Source organism: Lentzea jiangxiensis (genome assembly GCF_900104175.1).
Lineage (GTDB): Bacteria > Actinomycetota > Actinomycetes > Mycobacteriales > Pseudonocardiaceae > Lentzea > Lentzea jiangxiensis.
This window is the reverse complement of record NZ_FNIX01000018.1, coordinates 108891-125806: the sequence shown is the minus strand read 5'-3', so window position 1 is coordinate 125806 and position 16916 is coordinate 108891. Positions and strand designations below refer to the sequence as shown.

The 16916-nt window shown below is 68.0% G+C and carries 16 protein-coding genes; 9 read left to right on the top strand and 7 right to left on the bottom strand.

The genetic code is table 11. The features are described from left to right. Window positions 1–337: 337 nt before the first annotated feature. Window positions 338–1102 carry a sigma-70 family RNA polymerase sigma factor gene (locus BLQ91_RS32325; RefSeq protein WP_090103037.1) on the bottom strand — a complete coding sequence of 255 codons (765 nt, stop codon included), beginning with the start codon at window positions 1100–1102 and terminating at the stop codon, window positions 338–340. Between the two features lie 244 nt (window positions 1103–1346). Then, window positions 1347–1628: a hypothetical protein gene (locus tag BLQ91_RS40625; RefSeq protein ID WP_143022914.1), complete on the bottom strand. Its 282-nt coding sequence runs from the start codon at window positions 1626–1628 to the stop codon at window positions 1347–1349. Between the two features lie 191 nt (window positions 1629–1819). On the opposite strand from BLQ91_RS40625, the gene BLQ91_RS32320 reads away from it, so the two are divergent. The 3 genes from BLQ91_RS32320 (at window position 1820) to BLQ91_RS32310 (ending at window position 5518) form a co-directional block, all read left to right on the top strand. Beyond that, window positions 1820–2740, top strand: a complete 921-nt coding sequence (locus tag BLQ91_RS32320; RefSeq protein WP_090103035.1) for a LysR family transcriptional regulator — start codon at window positions 1820–1822, stop codon at window positions 2738–2740. Between the two features lie 404 nt (window positions 2741–3144). Next, the gene (locus BLQ91_RS32315) at window positions 3145–4518 is read left to right on the top strand and encodes a cytochrome P450 (protein WP_143022913.1); all 1374 of its coding nucleotides are present in this window, start codon (window positions 3145–3147) and stop codon (window positions 4516–4518) included. A 124-nt stretch (window positions 4519–4642) separates the two neighbouring features. Beyond that, window positions 4643–5518, top strand: a complete 876-nt coding sequence (locus BLQ91_RS32310) for a terpene synthase family protein (protein WP_143022912.1) — start codon at window positions 4643–4645, stop codon at window positions 5516–5518. 192 nt (window positions 5519–5710) lie between these two features. On the opposite strand, the gene BLQ91_RS32305 is transcribed toward BLQ91_RS32310, so the two are convergent. From BLQ91_RS32305 to BLQ91_RS32295, 3 genes are all read right to left on the bottom strand, one after another. Further along, complete coding sequence (locus tag BLQ91_RS32305; RefSeq protein ID WP_090103029.1) at window positions 5711–6673, bottom strand: ketoacyl-ACP synthase III family protein; 963 nt, start codon at window positions 6671–6673, stop codon at window positions 5711–5713. Between the two features lie 230 nt (window positions 6674–6903). Further along, entirely contained in the window at window positions 6904–7269 is a 366-nt protein-coding gene (locus tag BLQ91_RS32300) for an acyl carrier protein (RefSeq protein ID WP_176960064.1), read from the bottom strand. Between the two features lie 209 nt (window positions 7270–7478). After that, complete coding sequence (locus BLQ91_RS32295; protein WP_090103109.1) at window positions 7479–7826, bottom strand: hypothetical protein; 348 nt, start codon at window positions 7824–7826, stop codon at window positions 7479–7481. A gap of 227 nt (window positions 7827–8053) precedes the next feature. Between BLQ91_RS32295 and BLQ91_RS32290 the strand changes: the two genes are divergently transcribed. The 5 genes from BLQ91_RS32290 (at window position 8054) to BLQ91_RS32265 (ending at window position 13452) form a co-directional block, all read left to right on the top strand. After that, window positions 8054–9250 (top strand): zinc-dependent alcohol dehydrogenase, encoded by a 1197-nt coding sequence (locus BLQ91_RS32290; RefSeq protein ID WP_090103026.1) that lies wholly within the window; start codon window positions 8054–8056, stop codon window positions 9248–9250. Then, window positions 9247–10134 carry an SDR family NAD(P)-dependent oxidoreductase gene (locus tag BLQ91_RS32285; protein WP_090103024.1) on the top strand — a complete coding sequence of 296 codons (888 nt, stop codon included), beginning with the start codon at window positions 9247–9249 and terminating at the stop codon, window positions 10132–10134. The genes BLQ91_RS32290 and BLQ91_RS32285 overlap by 4 nt, the downstream gene beginning before the upstream one ends. A 764-nt stretch (window positions 10135–10898) precedes the next feature. Beyond that, the gene (locus BLQ91_RS32275; RefSeq protein ID WP_090103020.1) at window positions 10899–11702 is read left to right on the top strand and encodes an alpha/beta fold hydrolase; all 804 of its coding nucleotides are present in this window, start codon (window positions 10899–10901) and stop codon (window positions 11700–11702) included. Then, window positions 11702–13117, top strand: coding sequence for a PP2C family protein-serine/threonine phosphatase (locus tag BLQ91_RS32270; RefSeq protein ID WP_090103018.1), 1416 nt, complete (start codon window positions 11702–11704; stop codon window positions 13115–13117). Before BLQ91_RS32275 ends, BLQ91_RS32270 begins: the two co-directional genes overlap by 1 nt. Then, window positions 13114–13452: an STAS domain-containing protein gene (locus BLQ91_RS32265; RefSeq protein ID WP_090103016.1), complete on the top strand. Its 339-nt coding sequence runs from the start codon at window positions 13114–13116 to the stop codon at window positions 13450–13452. Before BLQ91_RS32270 ends, BLQ91_RS32265 begins: the two co-directional genes overlap by 4 nt. A gap of 5 nt (window positions 13453–13457) precedes the next feature. Here BLQ91_RS32265 and BLQ91_RS40620 read toward each other — a convergent pair whose 3' ends face one another. Both BLQ91_RS40620 and BLQ91_RS32255 read right to left on the bottom strand, forming a co-directional pair. Further along, window positions 13458–13850, bottom strand: coding sequence for an ATP-binding protein (locus BLQ91_RS40620; RefSeq protein ID WP_176960063.1), 393 nt, complete (start codon window positions 13848–13850; stop codon window positions 13458–13460). Window positions 13851–14079: 229 nt separating this feature from the next. Then, the gene (locus BLQ91_RS32255) at window positions 14080–15288 is read right to left on the bottom strand and encodes a PP2C family protein-serine/threonine phosphatase (RefSeq protein ID WP_090103012.1); all 1209 of its coding nucleotides are present in this window, start codon (window positions 15286–15288) and stop codon (window positions 14080–14082) included. A 612-nt stretch (window positions 15289–15900) separates the two neighbouring features. Here BLQ91_RS32255 and BLQ91_RS32250 point away from each other — a divergent pair. After that, window positions 15901–16911 carry an iron ABC transporter substrate-binding protein gene (locus BLQ91_RS32250; protein WP_245733976.1) on the top strand — a complete coding sequence of 337 codons (1011 nt, stop codon included), beginning with the start codon at window positions 15901–15903 and terminating at the stop codon, window positions 16909–16911. Window positions 16912–16916: the final 5 nt, after the last annotated feature.

The following is a 16916-nucleotide window of genomic DNA, read 5'->3' as shown; positions in this document are numbered from 1 at the left end:
CCGGGATTGTCGGCCACGAACTGTGCGCTCTCTTCGTCGCATCGTCGGACGAAGTCGCGTTGAAGGGCCGCACGGACTTGTGCCCTGGCAGGGTTCGGGTGACTCGTGTGGGGCCACCGTGGACGGCCGGCGCAACAGGGCGTCAGCGTGCGAACCACATGCCACGCACCGCAAACGTCGGCAGACCGGAAGCCGGCAACTGTTCCCGGACGTTGCGGGGTCACATGATCATGGGACTCGGCGGCGACTCCGCGGCGTGGGGTGAAACGAGGCCCCACAAGTGCTCACCGGGCAGCCGACCGCCGGCCGATGTGGAGAACAGAGGTGCACGCCGCGGTCATCCTTCAGAACTTTTCGGGTTGTCGTTCGTCCTCCTGCGATGACGAGCACGGTGGGTGGCGAGCGGCCTCCGGCGCTCCCTCGTATGCACAAGGGTGTCATCTGTGAGCACTTGTTCGATCTGCGCCATCGCACCCGCTTGGGCAGCGTGCAGGAAGGCGGTCAGCAACCTCTCGTCGGCAAGCCGGCCAGCGGTCTTGTGCTGTTGTTGCACGCACATGCGTTCGCGAGCACGCCGCCCGAGTTGACGCGCGTGGGCCTCGTTCGTCCGCAGCGCTTCGGCGATGTCGCGGAAGGGGTATTCGAAGGCCTCCCTCAGCACGAAGACGGCACGTTCCATCGGGGACAACCGCTGGAGCAGGAGCGAGATGGCGGGCTCGAGATCCGCTGCCCGTTCGGAGACGACCGCGGGATCCTCCGCCGCGGGCACCGGAACGTCGGAGGCGACGAGCTGTTCGGGAAACTGGCTGTCGACCGGGATCTCCCGACGTGCGCGTGCCGAGTCCAGCAGGTTGAGCGTGAGCCGCGTCGTGATCCTCACGAGGTAGGCGTTCCGGTCGCGGACCAGTGCGCGGTCGGTGCCCTGCCAACGGAGCCATGCTTCCTGCACGACGTCCTCGGCGTCCGCGACTCGGCCGAGCATCCGGTAGGCGATCTGGAAGAGGTGCGGACGGACGGTCTGGAAGTGGGCGATGTCCTCGGTCGTGACGGGCAGTGTTGTTCGCGGGGCGGTCGACACGGAGGTGATTTCCGTTGAGCACATGAGTTTGTCCGTTTGGTCGCGTCTTCGACCGCTGTGGTGGCCGGTGATCGAACGGGCGGGTCGTTTCAGTCAGGCGACATCGATCTTCCGCGGGCCTGGTCGAGCCCGCGGAAGGTGTGAAGTCCTCCCTGGCCCGACAGGGAAGGGGCCCGCCTGCCGCCACCGGTCGTCCGGCGGCATGGGCGACCGGTTTGCTGACGACGACCTGAAGCGCGGGGAACCGACGGCGGCGCTCGTCAGGCGGTCACGTCGCATCGAGGCCTCCGGCTGCGGTGGTGGCTGACACCGACTTCGTGTCCCAAAAGACAGTGAGCCGCGCCACCTGACCCAACAAGCGGCGGTCGCAAAACTTCAGACCCTTCTGACGTACTGGCCAGGATTTTCCGATCATCGACTGCTCTACTGCGATGACTGCACGAGTGCTCGCAGGCGGGACCTTCGCGATCTCTTCGGCGGTGGAAGTACCGGGAAATGTCACGGGATCGGCGAAACTGCGCGCGGTGCCGCAACCGACAATGCTGATCATTGAGTCACCGGCTTCCTCGGGCGGTGGTGAGCGCCTGGGCGCTTGACGGCGAGGCGGCGAATCAATGCGCCGCCGCTGAAGCCGGACCCGACGGGACGAATGCTGATGACACGTCAGGTGCAACGAACAGGATGCCGCAACGTTTCCCGGCACAGGATCGATATAATCTGGGTCAGTGATAAATTCGATCTATGCCAACTCTGCGTGCGCTGGAGTGCCTGGTCGCGACCGCTGACCTGGGCTCGGTGACGCGCGCGGCGCAGCACCTGCACCTCTCGCAGCCGGCGATCTCGCACCAACTGGTCGCCCTGGAACGGGAAGCCCGCACCGCGCTGCTGATCCGCGACCGCCGCGGAGTCCGTCTCACGGCCGCCGGACGCGCCGCGCTGCCGGAGGCCCGCCGGGCCGTGGCCGCCGCCGACGACGCGATCCGCCTCGCCCGCGCGGCAGGTGAGGGCGTCGGAGGCACCGTTCGTGTGGTGTGCGCGCAAAGTCTCACGGTGGCGATGCTGGCGCCGGTGCTGACCCGCTGGAACGCCGAACGTCCCGACGTGACCATCGCGTTCCGCGAAAGCACGGACCCGCAGTCCGCCTTCGCCGCGCTGGAGTCCGGCGAGGCCGACCTGCTGCTGATTCCCGACCTCGGCAACACGAACTTCGACAAGACCACGGTCGCCGAAGAGGAAATCGTGGTGGCGCTGCCCGCTCGACATCCACTGGCCTCGCGGCGCGCCATCCGGCAGGACGACCTGCGCGACCAGTCATTCGTGCAGTTCACCGCGGAGAACAATCTCGGCCCGTGGATCGAGAGCCGCCTCGGCTTCAGTGTGAGGGGGTCGGTGGTGGCACGCACCGCCGTGACAACGCACGCACCTCAGCTGGCGGCAGCGGGCCTGGGCGTCTCAGTGGTGCCTGTCAGCGCGATCACCGCGGGCTTCACCGGCGCGGTCCGCCCCTTCGACCCCCGCTGGACACGCCACCTGGTCACCCTCACCACCGGCCCCCAGGACCCTCTCACCACGCAGCTGATCGACGACCTCCGCGACAGAGGCCTGCAGATACCCTGCGACATCGCGGACCAGCTCGCCTCGGGGACCTCGGAACAACGCTGACATCGAGCCGAAGGCCTGACATCTCGGCGCTGTAGCCGCACCACGTCAACGCTGTACGCGTGCAAGGCCGGACCCTTGTCAGGCAGAGCAGGCGGAACCGGTAGCCGCTGGCGTCGACAGAGCCGTTGAGGTCGCCCTGCGCAGCCGCATACCGCCGCGGCTCGAGTTTCTTGCCGGACTGCCCGTTCAGTCGCGAGATGCTGCGCAAGTTCTGTGGTCGCGTTGTTCCGGGTCGCGGAACTTGCTCTTCTTCCTCGGTGTGCGACCGGCTATCAATCGAGTACCAAGTCGCCCACGGAGGCGTTGAACTCCTTCCGCTTGGTTGAACGTCCGCCGTTGGCTTACTGCTACGTCTCGATCCGGTCCGTTGATCCGACAACTTGGTCCTATTCGTGTGGAGCGACATGGTCAAAGCATTTGAATCCATCCCTGTGGCGCCCCATCCGCTACCTGTGCTCGGGCACCTGGCACAACTTGTCAGGAAACCGCTATCCACGTTGTCATCATTGGTGCAATACGGCGACGTGGTGCGTCTGCGGGCGGGTCTCACCGACGTCGTCGTGGTGTGCGATCCAAGCCTGACCACTCAAGTGCTGCGCAACGACAAGGTTTTCGACAAGGGCGGGTTCTTGAACGAGCGCGCCCGCGAGGTGGTGGGCGACGGTGTCGCTACCTGCCCCTACGACCACCACCGTCGCCAGCGTCGCCTTGTGCAACCCGCGTTCCACCAGAGCCGGTTGCCCGGCTACGCAGAGGTGATGGTGGACCAAGCGGATGCGGTGGTCGGCGGGTGGCGCGACGGCCAGGCGATCGACGTGCTCCCCGAGATGATGCAGATCAGCACCAGGGTGATGCTGGTCACCATGTTCTCCGACGCGTTGCTCCCCGGCGTGGTGGATCAGGCGGTCGCCGACATCCGTCACGTGGTGAACGGCGTGGGGCGGCGCATGTTCAGCCCGCCGTTGTTCGACCGGTTGCCCACCAGGGGAAAGCGCCGCCACTACGAGGCGATTGCCCGGCTTCGCGGGATGGCGCGTGCCGTGGTCGAGGCTCGCCGCAGGAGCGGAGACGACGTCGACGACCTGTTGTCCTTGCTGTTGCAGTCCCAGGACGTCGACGACAGCCGATTCAGCGACGTCGAGATCGCCGACCAGGCGGTGACGTTCTTCATCACCGGCTCGGAAACGGTCGCGAGCACCTTGGCGTGGGCACTCAACGAGCTGGTCACTCAGCCGGACATCCAGCGCCGGGTGCAGGAAGAGGTAGACCGTGTCGTCGGCGCCGGACCGGTTCGGTACGAGCACCTGCCGGAGTTGGAGCTGACCGAACAGGTCATCATCGAAACGTTGCGGCTGCGATCGCCCAGCTGGATCTTCACCCGGATCACGCGCACCGACGTCGAACTCGGTGGCTATCACATTCCGGCCGGCACCACCGTGGTCTACAGCCATCACCTGCTGCATCACCGCGAAGATCTGCACGTCGACCCGGAGCGGTTCGACCCCAGCCGGTGGGACGGGGCCTCGACCACGCGGAACGACACCTACATCCCGTTCGGCGGCGGACCTCGCAAGTGCATCGGGGACAACTTCGCCATGGCGGAGGCGATCATCGTGCTGGCTTCCGTGCTCGCCCGCTGGCGTGTGACATCCACGCCCGACCGGGACTTGCGGCCCGTGTTGTCCGCCGTGATGAAGCCGCGCATGTTGCGGCTGCGCGTGGCGGCGCGCGACAGCACCAGCAGAAACGACACTTCCGAGCGAACGGCACAGGTGTGAGATGACTGGATTCGCGCTTCCGAAAACGCCGATCCCGACCTTCCAGCACCCATGGCCGCCTGTGGTCAACCCTGGCGTCGACACGGCCGAGCAGCACGCAGTCAGCTGGGCAAAGCAGATGCGCTTGATCGAGGGTGAGGCCTCGGAACGAGCGATCGTGCGGATGGGCTACGGCCGGTGTGCGGCGTACACGTTTTCGGAGGCGTCGATCGACGACCTGCTGCTCTGCACCGAGTGGCTGGTCTGGATCTTCGCGTTGGACGACCGCCACGCGCACCACCTCCACCACGGCGGGACCCAATGGCAGTCGTTCGCGCGCCGCATCAGCGCCGCCGTCGACGGCACGATGCCGGAGGTGGAGCCCGATCCGCTCGTACGTGCCACAAGGGATCTGTGCGCCCGCACCTTCGCCCGCACCTCGTCGAGGATGCGGACCCGCATCGTCGACCACATCGCCAAGCTGCTGGCCGGGTTCCGCCGGGAGACCTACTACCAGCGGGACAACCTGCCCGGCGTGGACGATTTCATCAGCACCCGCAGGCTGAACGCGGGAATGTACCTCTTCTGCGACCTGCTCGAGCTGGTCGAGCGCGCCGACCTGCCGGAAGCCGTGCACCGCTCGACCGAGTACCAGATGCTGCTGGACGGCGCGACCGACGTCGGAGCCTGGCAGAACGACATGTTGTCGCTCAGCAAGGAGGAGGTCCGAGGCGAGGTGAGCAACCTCGTGCTCGTCGTGCAGCACGCCGCCTCGCTCAACCGGACGGAGGCGATGGAAGACGTCGCGGTGCGGATCCGAGGGCGCATAGCGGACTTCGACCTGGCCGAGGCGGCAGTACCTGCGATGTTGGCCGGGGAAGATCTCCCCGCCGGGACGCGGCAGGCCGTCGAGCGGTGTGCGCAGGGATTGCGCCAATGGGTCAACGGCTTCTTGATGTGGTCGCTCGACACAGGCCGCTACGGCGCCGAGGTGTCGACAGCCTTCGCGGTAGCGCACTGAGGCTGCGAAGAACGCGGAGCTCCTCGTGCTGTGGCATGAGAACTCCGTGCTCTTCCGCTGGCCGGCCGGCGCCGCTACGAGCCCGGCAGACCGTTTCCGGTGTGCCGCGGTGCCGGGGCTGACAGTTCGGTCGTGCCACTGTGACGACACAGCCGTTGCCCGAACTGCTTGAGACGGAATCGTCGGTTCTGCTCAGCTCCGGGTGCCACGGGTGATCAGGCAGGTCGCGGTGAACCCCGCCCCGACGCTGACGTGCAGGTGGTGCTCACCGTCGGCGGGAGCCGGGTGCTCGGCGAGGTTCGCGGGCAGGTCACCGGCGCCGAGGTGACCGGTGTTCCGCCCGGTGAGCACGACCTTCGCGGCCAGATCATCGGGCAGCGCCCTCCCGGCCAGATGGGTCACCAGAGTCCGGCCGAGCCTGGGCAACAGCACGGACGATATGTCCGATGGACGCAGCCCGGCGTCCTCCAGCGCTTCCTCGGCCGCTCGGCGCACGCCGCGGCTGAACCCGCGTAGCGCCGTCCGGGTGGGCGGCGTCCTGGTGCGATCGGTGCCGGCTTCGAACGGGTCGGAGGTGGGGTACGCGAGCTCCAGTTCGGGATCACCCACCGACGCGATCGACTCGATCACCTGTGGGCCCGGTCCACGAGTGAAGACGACGGCGGTGGCGCCGTCGCCGAGTGGTGGTGCGGAGAGCCACCTGTCGTACGGCAGTCCGGCGAAGGAGTCCGCGGTGGTCACAAGCGCGGCCTCGGCGCGCCGCTCGGTGAGCAGGTGGGTCACCGCCATCTGCACGGCCATGGCGCCACCGTTGGACATCTGTCGCACACCGAGCGCGACGCAATCACTCGCGCCGAGTTCACGCGCCACGCGGTGTGGTGGTGTCCATGTCTGTGGTCCCTGGTGGTACACCCAGGCGTGCACGAGCAGCGCCAGGTCCTTCGCCACCACGCGTGCTTTGGTCAGCGCCTCGGTCGCGGCGAGACAAGCCATTCCCGGTGGGAAGAGGTCGGCGATCGGCAGCGCGCTGATGCCTTCGCCCTCCGAGTCCGCCTTGGTCACCACGGCCGCTTCTTGCGCTTCAGCAGCTGAATAGACCTTCTCGGGCAACCAGAGCGCGGTGCCTGCGATGGTGATGGCACCTGCAACCTTCACGATTTGCTCCCGGTGAGCTCCATGCGGCCGAACGACACGTGTGCGGTGCGGTTGGCGGCGGGCAACAGCACCATGACCGCCTCACCCGCCGCGACGGACCGGCCCGCGATCTCCATCGGCTCAGCCGCGAACCGCCGGCTGGTGAACGCGACCGGTGGTTGGTGGGAAATGAGCTGATCGACTACGCGTCCGCACCCCGGCAAATCGACGCGATCGGACGATCTCGGTGCTCATGCGGCCGCTTCCACGTGCTGCCGCTCGATCATCTTCGCGAGATCGCCGATGGTCCTCGCGTCGACCAGCTGGTCGTCCTCCAGTTCGATGCGGAGCTTGCTCTCGATGAACATCATGCCCCGCAACATCGCCAGCGAACTCATGTTCGGCATGCCGGTCAACGGCACCTCCAGACCCATGTCGGTGGTGTCGCGATCGAGGTCGAGCGCGTGCGCGAGGGCATCGCGGACCAGCTCGAGGTAGTCGAGGCGGGCAGGTTCGGCCACCATCACGATCCCTTCGTACATGCGCTTGACGACGGCTCCGCGCAGCGCTGACCTCGGCAGGAAGCTACGTGCACGCCTTGACCGGCCCGCACGCACTTCCTGACTGTGCGGGAGCCGGTGGTCGGAGAGCTAGCCCTGCTTCCAACGTCTGGAACCTTGAGGCGTTTCTCGCGCGTTGCGGCGGCCACCATCCATGTGCTGGTGCGAGCCCTTCGTAACCACGGCTGTGGTGGACGTGCTGTCCCCACGCGCGAGCAACCGACGCCGCGCGGTGTCCACCTTCTGCTTGAACCCGCTCCAGGAAATCAGTCGGTGAGGCCGGGCAGGTGGTAGCCGGTGTGGCCGTCCCACTCGATCTCGTAGTCGTCGAGGGTGAGGGTCCAGTCCGCGTCCGGCACCACATTGCGCAGCGCGGTCACCGCGGACAGCCAGTGCACCAGCGACGGGATCGCCCGGTCGTCCGCGGCGGGCATCTTGGTCGACCCGTCGAGCACCGTTCCCGGCTCCAGCCGGTCGTAGAGGTACAGCCCTTCTTCCTGCGCGGAGAACGGCGCGTTCTCGTTGTAGGTGCTGACGACCTGGCTGACCGCCGCGGACTCGGCGTCGGTCAGCGGGGTCGCGCGGCGAGCCGTGTAGTAGAGGGAGACGCCCACGCGGACCACTCTAACGGGCTCGCTCGGGACGGCTCTCGCCACTGCACACTGTCGAGTGAAACGGTTTTGAGTCGATTTCTGAGGGTACTGCTGCCTTGTCGGAACGCAGCCATGAGGGGAAGTCGTATGCCTCGGATCACCCGCTCGACGGCAGCCGTGTGTGCGGTGCCGCGCATCCTGGTCACGCCCGCAAGTCCCACCACGCCTGCGGGGGAGGTGGCGCAGCCGTGAAGGCGCTGACGTGGCAGGGCAACGAGAAGGTCCAGGTCGTGGACGTGCCTGATCCGCGGATCGAGGAGCCCACCGACGCCATCATCAGGGTCACCTCGACCGCGATCTGCGGATCGGACCTGCACCTGTACGGGGTGCTCGGGCCGTACCTGAAGCCGGGCGACGTGCTCGGCCACGAGGCGATGGGCGTCGTGGAGGAGGTCGGTTCCGGTGCGAGCGGTCACCTCAACGTGGGCGACCGGGTCGTGGTGCCGTTCAACATCTCGTGCGGTCACTGCTGGATGTGTGAGCGCGACCTGTTCGCGCAGTGCGAGACGACGCAGGTGCGCGGCGAGGGCAAGGGCGCGAGCCTGTTCGGCTACACCTCCCTCTACGGCTCGGTGCCCGGAGGTCAGGCCGAGTACCTGCGCGTGCCGCAGGCCCAGTTCGGGCCGATCGTCGTTCCGGACGGCACGCCCGACGAGCAGTTCCTGTTCCTGTCGGACATCCTGCCGACCGCGTGGCAGGCGGTCCGCTACGCCGACGTTCTGCCCGGCGGCACCGTCGCGGTGCTCGGGCTCGGGCCGGTCGGGCAGTTCGCCGTCCGGATCGCCAGGAGGCTCGGCGCCGGCCGCGTCATCGGCGTCGACCGCGTTCCCGAACGCCTCGCGCTGGCCGAACGCCACGGGGCCGAACCCGTCAACCTCGACGAGTTCGACGGCTCCGACGAGGTGGCGGCGGCGTTGATCGACATGGTGGACGGACGCGGGCCGGACGCCACCATCGACGCCGTCGGCATGGAGGCCCACGGCGGTGGTCTGGTCGCCGCGGCGCAGAAGGCCGCCGGGCTGCTTCCCGACAGCATCGCCCAGAAGGTGATCGACAAGGTCGCGCTGGACCGCCTCGACGCGCTGCACGCCGCCCTGAAGGGTGTGCGACGCGGTGGCACGGTGTCGGTGTCCGGCGTGTACGGCGGCGAGCAGGACCCGATGCCGATGATGGAGATGTTCGACCGCGGGATCCAGCTGCGGATGGGGCAGGCCCACGTGCGCCGGTGGACCGATGAGATCCTGCCGCTGGTGCTGGACCCGGCCGACCCGCTCGGCACCCTGGACCTGACCACGCACCGCCTCCCGCTCGCCGAGGCCGCGCGGGGGTACGAGATGTTCCGCGCCAAGAGCGACGGCTGCATCAAGGTCGTGCTGAGCCCATGACCGGCCGGGTGGTGCTCGTGGTGGGGGCGAGCAGCGGGATCGGGTTGGCCACCGCGGTGGCGTTCTCCTTCCGCGGGGATGCCGTGGTCCTGGTGTCCCGCAGTGGTGAGGCGCTCGACGCCGCGGAGAAGGCCTGCAGGGCGGTGGGAGTCGCGCCGGTCGACGTCATCGTCGACGACATCGGTGATCCCGGCGGCGCGGGGCGGATCGTCGGGAAGACCATCGACCGCCACGGGCGGATCGACGTCGTCGTGCACAGTGCGACGGTGATGGGGTACGGGACCGCGGAGGGGATGCCCCCGGATGTGTTCACCTCGGTCGTGGACACCGCGGTCCACGGCACGCTGCACCTCGCACAGGCGGTCCTGCCGGTTCTGCGTCGCCAGCGCAGCGGCGTGTTCATCGGCGTGAACTCGTTGCTCGGCTCGATCACCGTGCCGCAGATGGGCGCCTACTCCACCGCCAAGTGGGGACAGCGCGCCCTGCTGCGCACTCTGCAGCAGGAGACGCGTGACGAGCCGGGGGTGCACGTGTGCATCGTGAGTCCCGGCAGCATCAACACGCCGATCTACGACCAGGCCGCCAACTACACCGGTCACGCGGCGCGGCCACCGGTTCCGGTCCTGAGCCCCGAACGAGTGGCGGCCGCGATCGTCCGCCTGGCCGACCGTCCGCGGCGGAACGTCTCCGTGCCGGTCGGTCCCGCGAACCCCTTCATCATCGCGGGATTCCGTTTCCTGCCGGGTCTTTACGACCTGCTCGCCGGGCCTCTCTTCCGCCTCGCGGCGCTGACGAGGAAGACGGTCTCCGCCACGCAGGGCAACGTGTTCGGGCCACACCCCGCCGTGGAAGGAACGCATGGGCGGTGGCCCGTCAAACGGTGAAAGTGCGGAGAGGCATCAGCAAGGCACAACTGCGCCGACTCTTCCGAAAGTCGCGAAAGGACCGAGCCGGAATCTGCGGCGGACACCGCACCAGGACGAGCTGGTCGAGCATCTCGAGGTGCCCACCGCTGTATTCGTGGCGCCGCTGTGCCGTCAGATTGCGCGCTGTTCACCATGATGATGGTCCTGCGGACGCTCATCGTCGGCCCACCTCGAGCGACGAGCCACGGGGGTACTTCCCCATGTCCCGCCGCTGTCCGGCGGCCTGACTCGCACCGACGGACGGGAGCCGGGCACCGTCCCCGGCGTCATCCACCACGGCACCGGTGACACCATCAACGCCTGGTTCGTGGCCTGCGGTCGCGGTCTACACCGTGATCGCCGGGAAGTCGTGGCTTCCCGGGCCTGCATCGAGAAGGGCGCTGATCGGCGTCCACAGCATCTGGGACAACACACAGATGCCGGCGGCGTAGAAGGCGGGGCGCACACCGGCGGATGTGAGCTGGCCCGCCATGAGCGGCGCACCGGTCCTGCGGAACGTCACAAGGACGACCAGGGCGGCGACAATCGAGGAGCAGGCTCTCTTCTGTCTGCAACGGTCGGCCTCATGCTGCCGGTAAGTGGAGCCGGCGCCGTCCCAGGCTGGAATCGCTCTGCTCGGGGTCACACGAACTGTCATCGTTGTGCGGCGGCCCGGTCGGTGCACGCGCGTGCGTGGCCAAGGCCTAGTGTGATCAGCTTGAGCTGGTCCGAGGGAGAAGCACATGGACATCCGTCACCGGAACAACGTCACGGTCACCGGCGCGGCCGACGGGCAGACTGTGCTGCTGGCGCACGGTTTCGGCTGCGACCAGAACATGTGGCGGTTGATCGTTCCCGCGTTGGCGCGGCGACACCGGGTGGTGTTGTTCGACTATGTGGGGTCGGGCGGTTCGGACCTGTCCGTGTGGACTGAAGAGCGGTACTCGCAGCTTGACGGATACGCGCAGGACATCGTCGACATCTGTGAGGAGCTGGACCTCGAGCAGGCGGTGCTGGTCGGTCACTCGGTCAGCGCCATGATCGGGGTGCTGGCCGCGCGGATGGCTCCGCAGCGGATCGGGTCGCTGGTGATGGTGGCGCCGTCGCCCTGCTACATCGACCACGCGGACTACCGCGGCGGGTTCACCGCCGAGGACATCGACGAACTGCTGGCCTCGCTGGAGTCGAACTACCTGGGCTGGTCCTCGGCGATGGCGCCGGTGATCATGGGCAATCCGGAGCGGCCGGAACTCGGGCAGGAGCTCACCAACAGCTTCTGCGCCACCGATCCCGACATCGCCCGCGTGTTCGCCCGCACCACGTTCCTGTCCGACAGCCGTGCCGACCTCGCCGACGTCACGGTGCCCACGCTGGTGCTCGAGTGCGCCCAGGACGTGATCGCGCCTCGCGAGGTCGGTGCCTTCGTCCACGCCGCGATCCCGTCCTCCCGCCTGGTCACCCTCGACGCCACCGGGCACTGCCCGCAGCTGAGCGCACCCGAGGCGACCGCGGAGGCGATCTTGGACTTCCTCGGGACCCACCCGTGATGTGCCGGGCGGACGGGATCTCCGCCGAAGACCCGCCGGAGCCCGCCCACACCAGGAGCGGTACGGATCCAGGCCACACCGGCAGCACGGACGCGGCGTTCACGGCGCTGCTGGAGGACAGCGCCGAGGACCTGTACGACGCGGCGCCGTGCGGCTACCTGTCCACGATGATGGACGGCACCATCGCGAAGATCAACGCCACGTTGCTGGACTGGCTGGGTCTGACCCGTGAGGCCGTGGTCGGCCGGAAGCGGTTCGCCGATCTGCTCACCGTCGGCGGCAAGCTGTACCACGAGACGCACTTCGAGCCGTTGCTGCGCATGCAGGGCGAGCTGCGTGGCATCGCCTTGGAGATGAAGGTATCCGGTGGTCGGCGGCTGCCGGCGCTCGTCTCGTCGGTGGTCAAGCGCGGTGCCGGGGGAGAGCAGCTGCTGATCCGCACCACGGTGTTCGACGCCTCCGACCGCCGCGCCTACGAAGAGGAACTACTGCGCCGCCGGCAAGACGCCGAACGGGCCTACGCCGCGGCAGAGCGAGCCCGCCTGCAGGCCGAGGCCGACCGGGAACGGCTGGCGGCGACGCTGGCGGTGCTGCAGCAGACCCTGCTGCCGCCGTCACTGCCGGCAGTGCCCGGCCTGGAGCTGGCCAGTCACTACCACACCGCTTCCCCCGATCAGCTCGGCGGCGACTTCTACGACGTCTTCCCGCTGACGGACACCACGTGGGGTTTCTTCCTCGGCGACGTGTGCGGCAAAGGTGTCGAGGCCGCGGCGTTGACCTCGCTGAGCCGCTACACCCTCCGCGCCGCTGCTCACCACAACCCCGACAACCCCATCGCGGTTCTCAGCGCCCTCAACACCGCCCTGCTCCGCGACCCGAGCGTAGGCATCCGGTTCTGCACCGTTCTCCACGGCACCCTCACCCCGACCCATGACGGCGCGACCGTGCGGCTGGCCGGCGGTGGGCATCCTCCGGCGTTCCACCTCTCCGCAGAGCACGAGAGCGATGAGGACAGCCGGGTGCGGCCGGTCGAGCTGCCCGGAGCGATGCTGGTCGGTGCGCTGGCCGAGGCCCGCTTCGCCGAGACCACCGTTGACCTCGAGCCTGGTCAGACCTTGCTGCTCTACACCGACGGCCTGACCGAGGCCCGGGACGCCGACGGCCAGTTGCTCGACACCGAAGGGGTCGCCGCGATGCTCGTGGCGCGCACCGGCCCCTCCACCCCGGCTGCCGTCGTGGCCGACACGGTCGCCTTTCTCGCCGGCTTGCCCAACGGCACCGATGACGACGTCGCTCTGCTGGCCCTCGGTGTCCCCAGCGCCGGCACATCGGCCGCAGGGTCGTCCACCGACGCTGTGTCGATCATCGCGTCCGACCGGACTCAGACGTTGATCGAGAGCACTGACCGTCCATGACGAAGGCTTTCCACCTCGATGTGCGGCACACCGGTGCCGGTCACGCCCTGATCGCCATCAGCGGCGAGCTCGACCCGGTCACGGCGCCCCTCCTGCGCGACCAGGGAATGTCTCTGCTCGCCGAGGGTTTCCCGCACCTGCTGCTGGACATGTCCGGAGTGGACTTCTGCGACTCCTCGGGGCTGAGTGTCGTCATCGCCCTGTGGAACCAGGCGCAAGCGGGTGGCGGCAGCCTGGCGCTGGCCGCCGTTCCGGACCGCCTCAGCCGCCTGCTGCGCATGACAGCCATGGACACCCTGATCCCCGTCCGGCACGTCGGTGACTCCACCGCCTGACCGGATCAGGCGGGCCTCACGGGGCTCAACACGCGGCAGTTCATCTCCGCCCACACGATCTTGCTGGTGGCGGTGACGACGCATCCCCACCTCCGGGACAGCTCCTTCACCAGTACCAAGCCTCGACCTCGTCCGCCGCCCAGCCGTGACACCCCCAGGCGAGGGAGGTTCGCCCGGTCGCCGTCTTCGACGTCGATGCGCAGTGCCGAGCCGGGCAGCTCGCACATGCGGAAGCTGATGGGCGGCCGGCCGTGGTCGTAGGCGTTGCTGATCAGCTCCGTCACGAGCAGTTCGGCGTCCCCCACGCAGTCAGCGTGCAGATGGGACAGTGCTCTTCGTACCGAGTGCCGCAGGTCGCGCAGCGGTGGTGCCGCACCCCCGGTCAAGTCGACGTTCAAGATGAACTCCGGACGCCCCTCGGCAGAGCCTGGCATGGATCCCTCCGGAAGGGGTGGAACATGTACGGGCGATCTATCTCGTACCCAGGTGTCGTGGGAGCGATGCACATCAGTCAGCACCGCCATTCCCCGCTTTGCTGCGGAGCGTGCAGCAGCGAACGCGCTGCGGGAATCCGCTCCGATGCAGTCGAGCACATCGCCGATCGTCATCGGGTGCACTACGGCACCGTCAGCCTCCGTGGTGGATCGCTACCAGTGCGATGTCGTCGGTCGCCGGTTGATCGCCGACCATCGTGGCCATGATCCGGACGCACGCCGCCTCCGGACCGATCGGGGCGACAGCACGGCGCAGTCGTTCCAGGCCGATGTCGAGGTCTTCACCGCGGCGTTCGACGAGACCGTCGGTGTAGAGGACCAGCAGGGCTCCCGGCGGCACTTCCACGTCGATGCTGCGGCGGCCCGTGATCCCGAGGTCGAACCCGATGGGCGGACCGATGTGCACGGGGAGGAAGCGGGCTTCGCCACCCGGTGCCGCGAGAAGCGGAGGCAGGTGGCCGGCCACGGCGATGCGCATGCGGTGGGTCGCCGTGTCGATGACCGCGTAGGCGACGGTGGCCATGGTGCCGGTCTCGAAGTGACTGGCCTTGCGGTCGAGCTTGCCGAGCACGTCCGCGGGGTCGGGGTAGTCCATCGCGTAGGCGCGCAACGCGCTCCTGAGCCGCCCCATCACGACGGCGGCCCGCAGCCCGTTCCCGGCGACATCGCCGATGACCACTCCGATGCGTCCACCGGGCAGTTCGAACACGTCGTACCAGTCGCCACCGACGCCGCTGTCCGTGCCGGGGACGTAGCGGGCTGCCGGTTCCCAGCCTTCGGGGCTCGGTAGGTTCGACGGCAGCAGACTCTCCTGCAGCATCGAGGCCGCGGCGCGTTCGGATCGGCTGCGGTCCATGTAAACGGCGACCGCGAGACGGTCGGCCACCAGTTGCAGCGCCTCGACCTCCTCGTCGGTGAACCTGCGGGGCGTGGTGCTGCCGACGTGCACGACTCCGGTCAGTTCGCCCTCGGCGATCATCGGCACACCGAGCAGCACCCGCAGGCCGTGCTCCCACAACAACGGGTTGACCACCGTCGACTCGTCGATGTGCTCGATCTGCACGGGCTCGCGGCGATGGGCCACGCCGCCGGCGAAGCCCTTGCCGACGGGGACGCGCACCCCCTGGAACACTTCCTCTTCCAAGCCCGAGGTGGCCCTGGCGACCAACTGCGTGCCGCTGCGGTCCGCCAGCAGGACGGTGACGGTGTCGACCGCGAGCAGCTCACGGGCGCGCTCCAGCAGGACCTCCAGGAGCTTGTCCAGGTCAAGCTGCTTGAGAGTCCAGTCCGTAACGGCGTTGAGAGCCTGCAGGCGGATCGACGAACCTCCGAGCTCCGCCATTACGCCTCCCCTCCAAGCCGCATGTCTGCGTGACACTACGTCCTGCGTCCATCACCTTCCCACGGGTGACTGCATCCGTGGCCGGGCGAGCACCCTGCGCACGGGTGCCGCATGTCGCCGGCCCATCACTCCGCTGCCGGCAGGAGCTTCGAAGCACAGCAAGCAGACTGGTGATCGAGGGCAACTCAGCAGTTCGCCCGTTGTGATGACAAAGGCCCGTCGGGCACGAGGTGCTCAATGCTGCTTCAGATGGAGTGCGAACACTGCGGCCTGTGCGACGGCACGAGCACGATGACCCGGCAGCAACCTGTGCCAGGTGCAGGCGACGAGTGAGGAGCGGCGCGCCCACATCCGCACGAAGCCCGTTATTCGGTGCCCGCCGAGGATGCGCTGGGAGAGGGTGTGTGGCAATTGTTTGGAAGTGTCACGAAAATTCCTCACGCACTCGAACGCCATCTCGCGACCACTTCCGGGTACGCACGAGCGGAGCCGAACAGGTGATGTGTCCATCGTCGCACGACGTAACGGCAACTGCGTCTTGATTGGCGCCTTAGGTTAGCTTTACCTTGTCGGCGCCCCTGTTGACCTGGGGATGGCCGAGGAGGACCGCTGGTGAGGCGTCGAGCACGGACCGTGACACTGGTGGCGGCGCTGCTGGCGTCGACGGTGACCGCCTGCAGTTCCGCGAACGACCTGATCATTTATTCGGGTCGCAACGAACAATTGGTCGGCGCGCTGCTGGAGCAGCTGGAAGAAGCCGTCGGAATCGATGTGGAAGTCCGCTACGGCGGCAGCGGTGAAATGGCCGCGCAGCTGCTGGAGGAAGGGCAGGGCACCGAGGCGGACGTGTTCTTCTCCCAGGACGCCGGCGCGCTCGGGGCCGTGGGGGAGCAGGGCAGGCTGGCCGAGCTGCCGGCGGACGTGCTCGGCATGGTGCCGGAGAGCTACCGGGCGAAGGACAAGCGGTGGGTCGCGACGAGCGCCCGTGCCCGCGTGATCGCCTACGACCCCCGCGTGGTCGGCGAAGGTGAGCTGCCGCAGGCGATCGAGGACGTCGTCGACCCGAAGTGGAAGGGCAAGGTCGGCTACGCGCCGACCAACGGGTCGTGGCAGGCGTTCGTGACCTCCGTGCGGGTGCTCAAGGGCGAGGACTTCGCCAAGGACTGGCTGGAGAAGTTCGCGGCCAACGAACCCAAGCGGTTCGACAACAACATCAGCATCCTCAAGGCCGTCGACGAAGGTCAGCTCCCGTTCGGACTGATCAACCACTACTACTGGTACGCCTCCGCCACGGAGAAGGGCGGCGAGGCCAACATGAAGGCGAAGCTGCACCGGGTCGGAGGTGGTGACCCGCTCGCCCTGGTCAACGTGGCGGGGGCGGCGGTCGTCCAGGGCTCCAACCAGAGCGAGGCGGCGCAGAAGGCCGTGCGGTTCCTGCTGTCCGAGCAGGCGCAGCGGCACTTCGCCGACCAGACCGCGGAGTACCCGGCCAACCCGGCGGTGCGGCCGGGCAAGCACCGGTTGCCGCCGATCACGGACCTCCAGCCGCCGGACATCGACCTCTCCAAGCTGTCGTCGCTGCAGGAGACGGTGAAGCTGTTGCAGGAAGCGGGGTTGTCCTGAGGCCC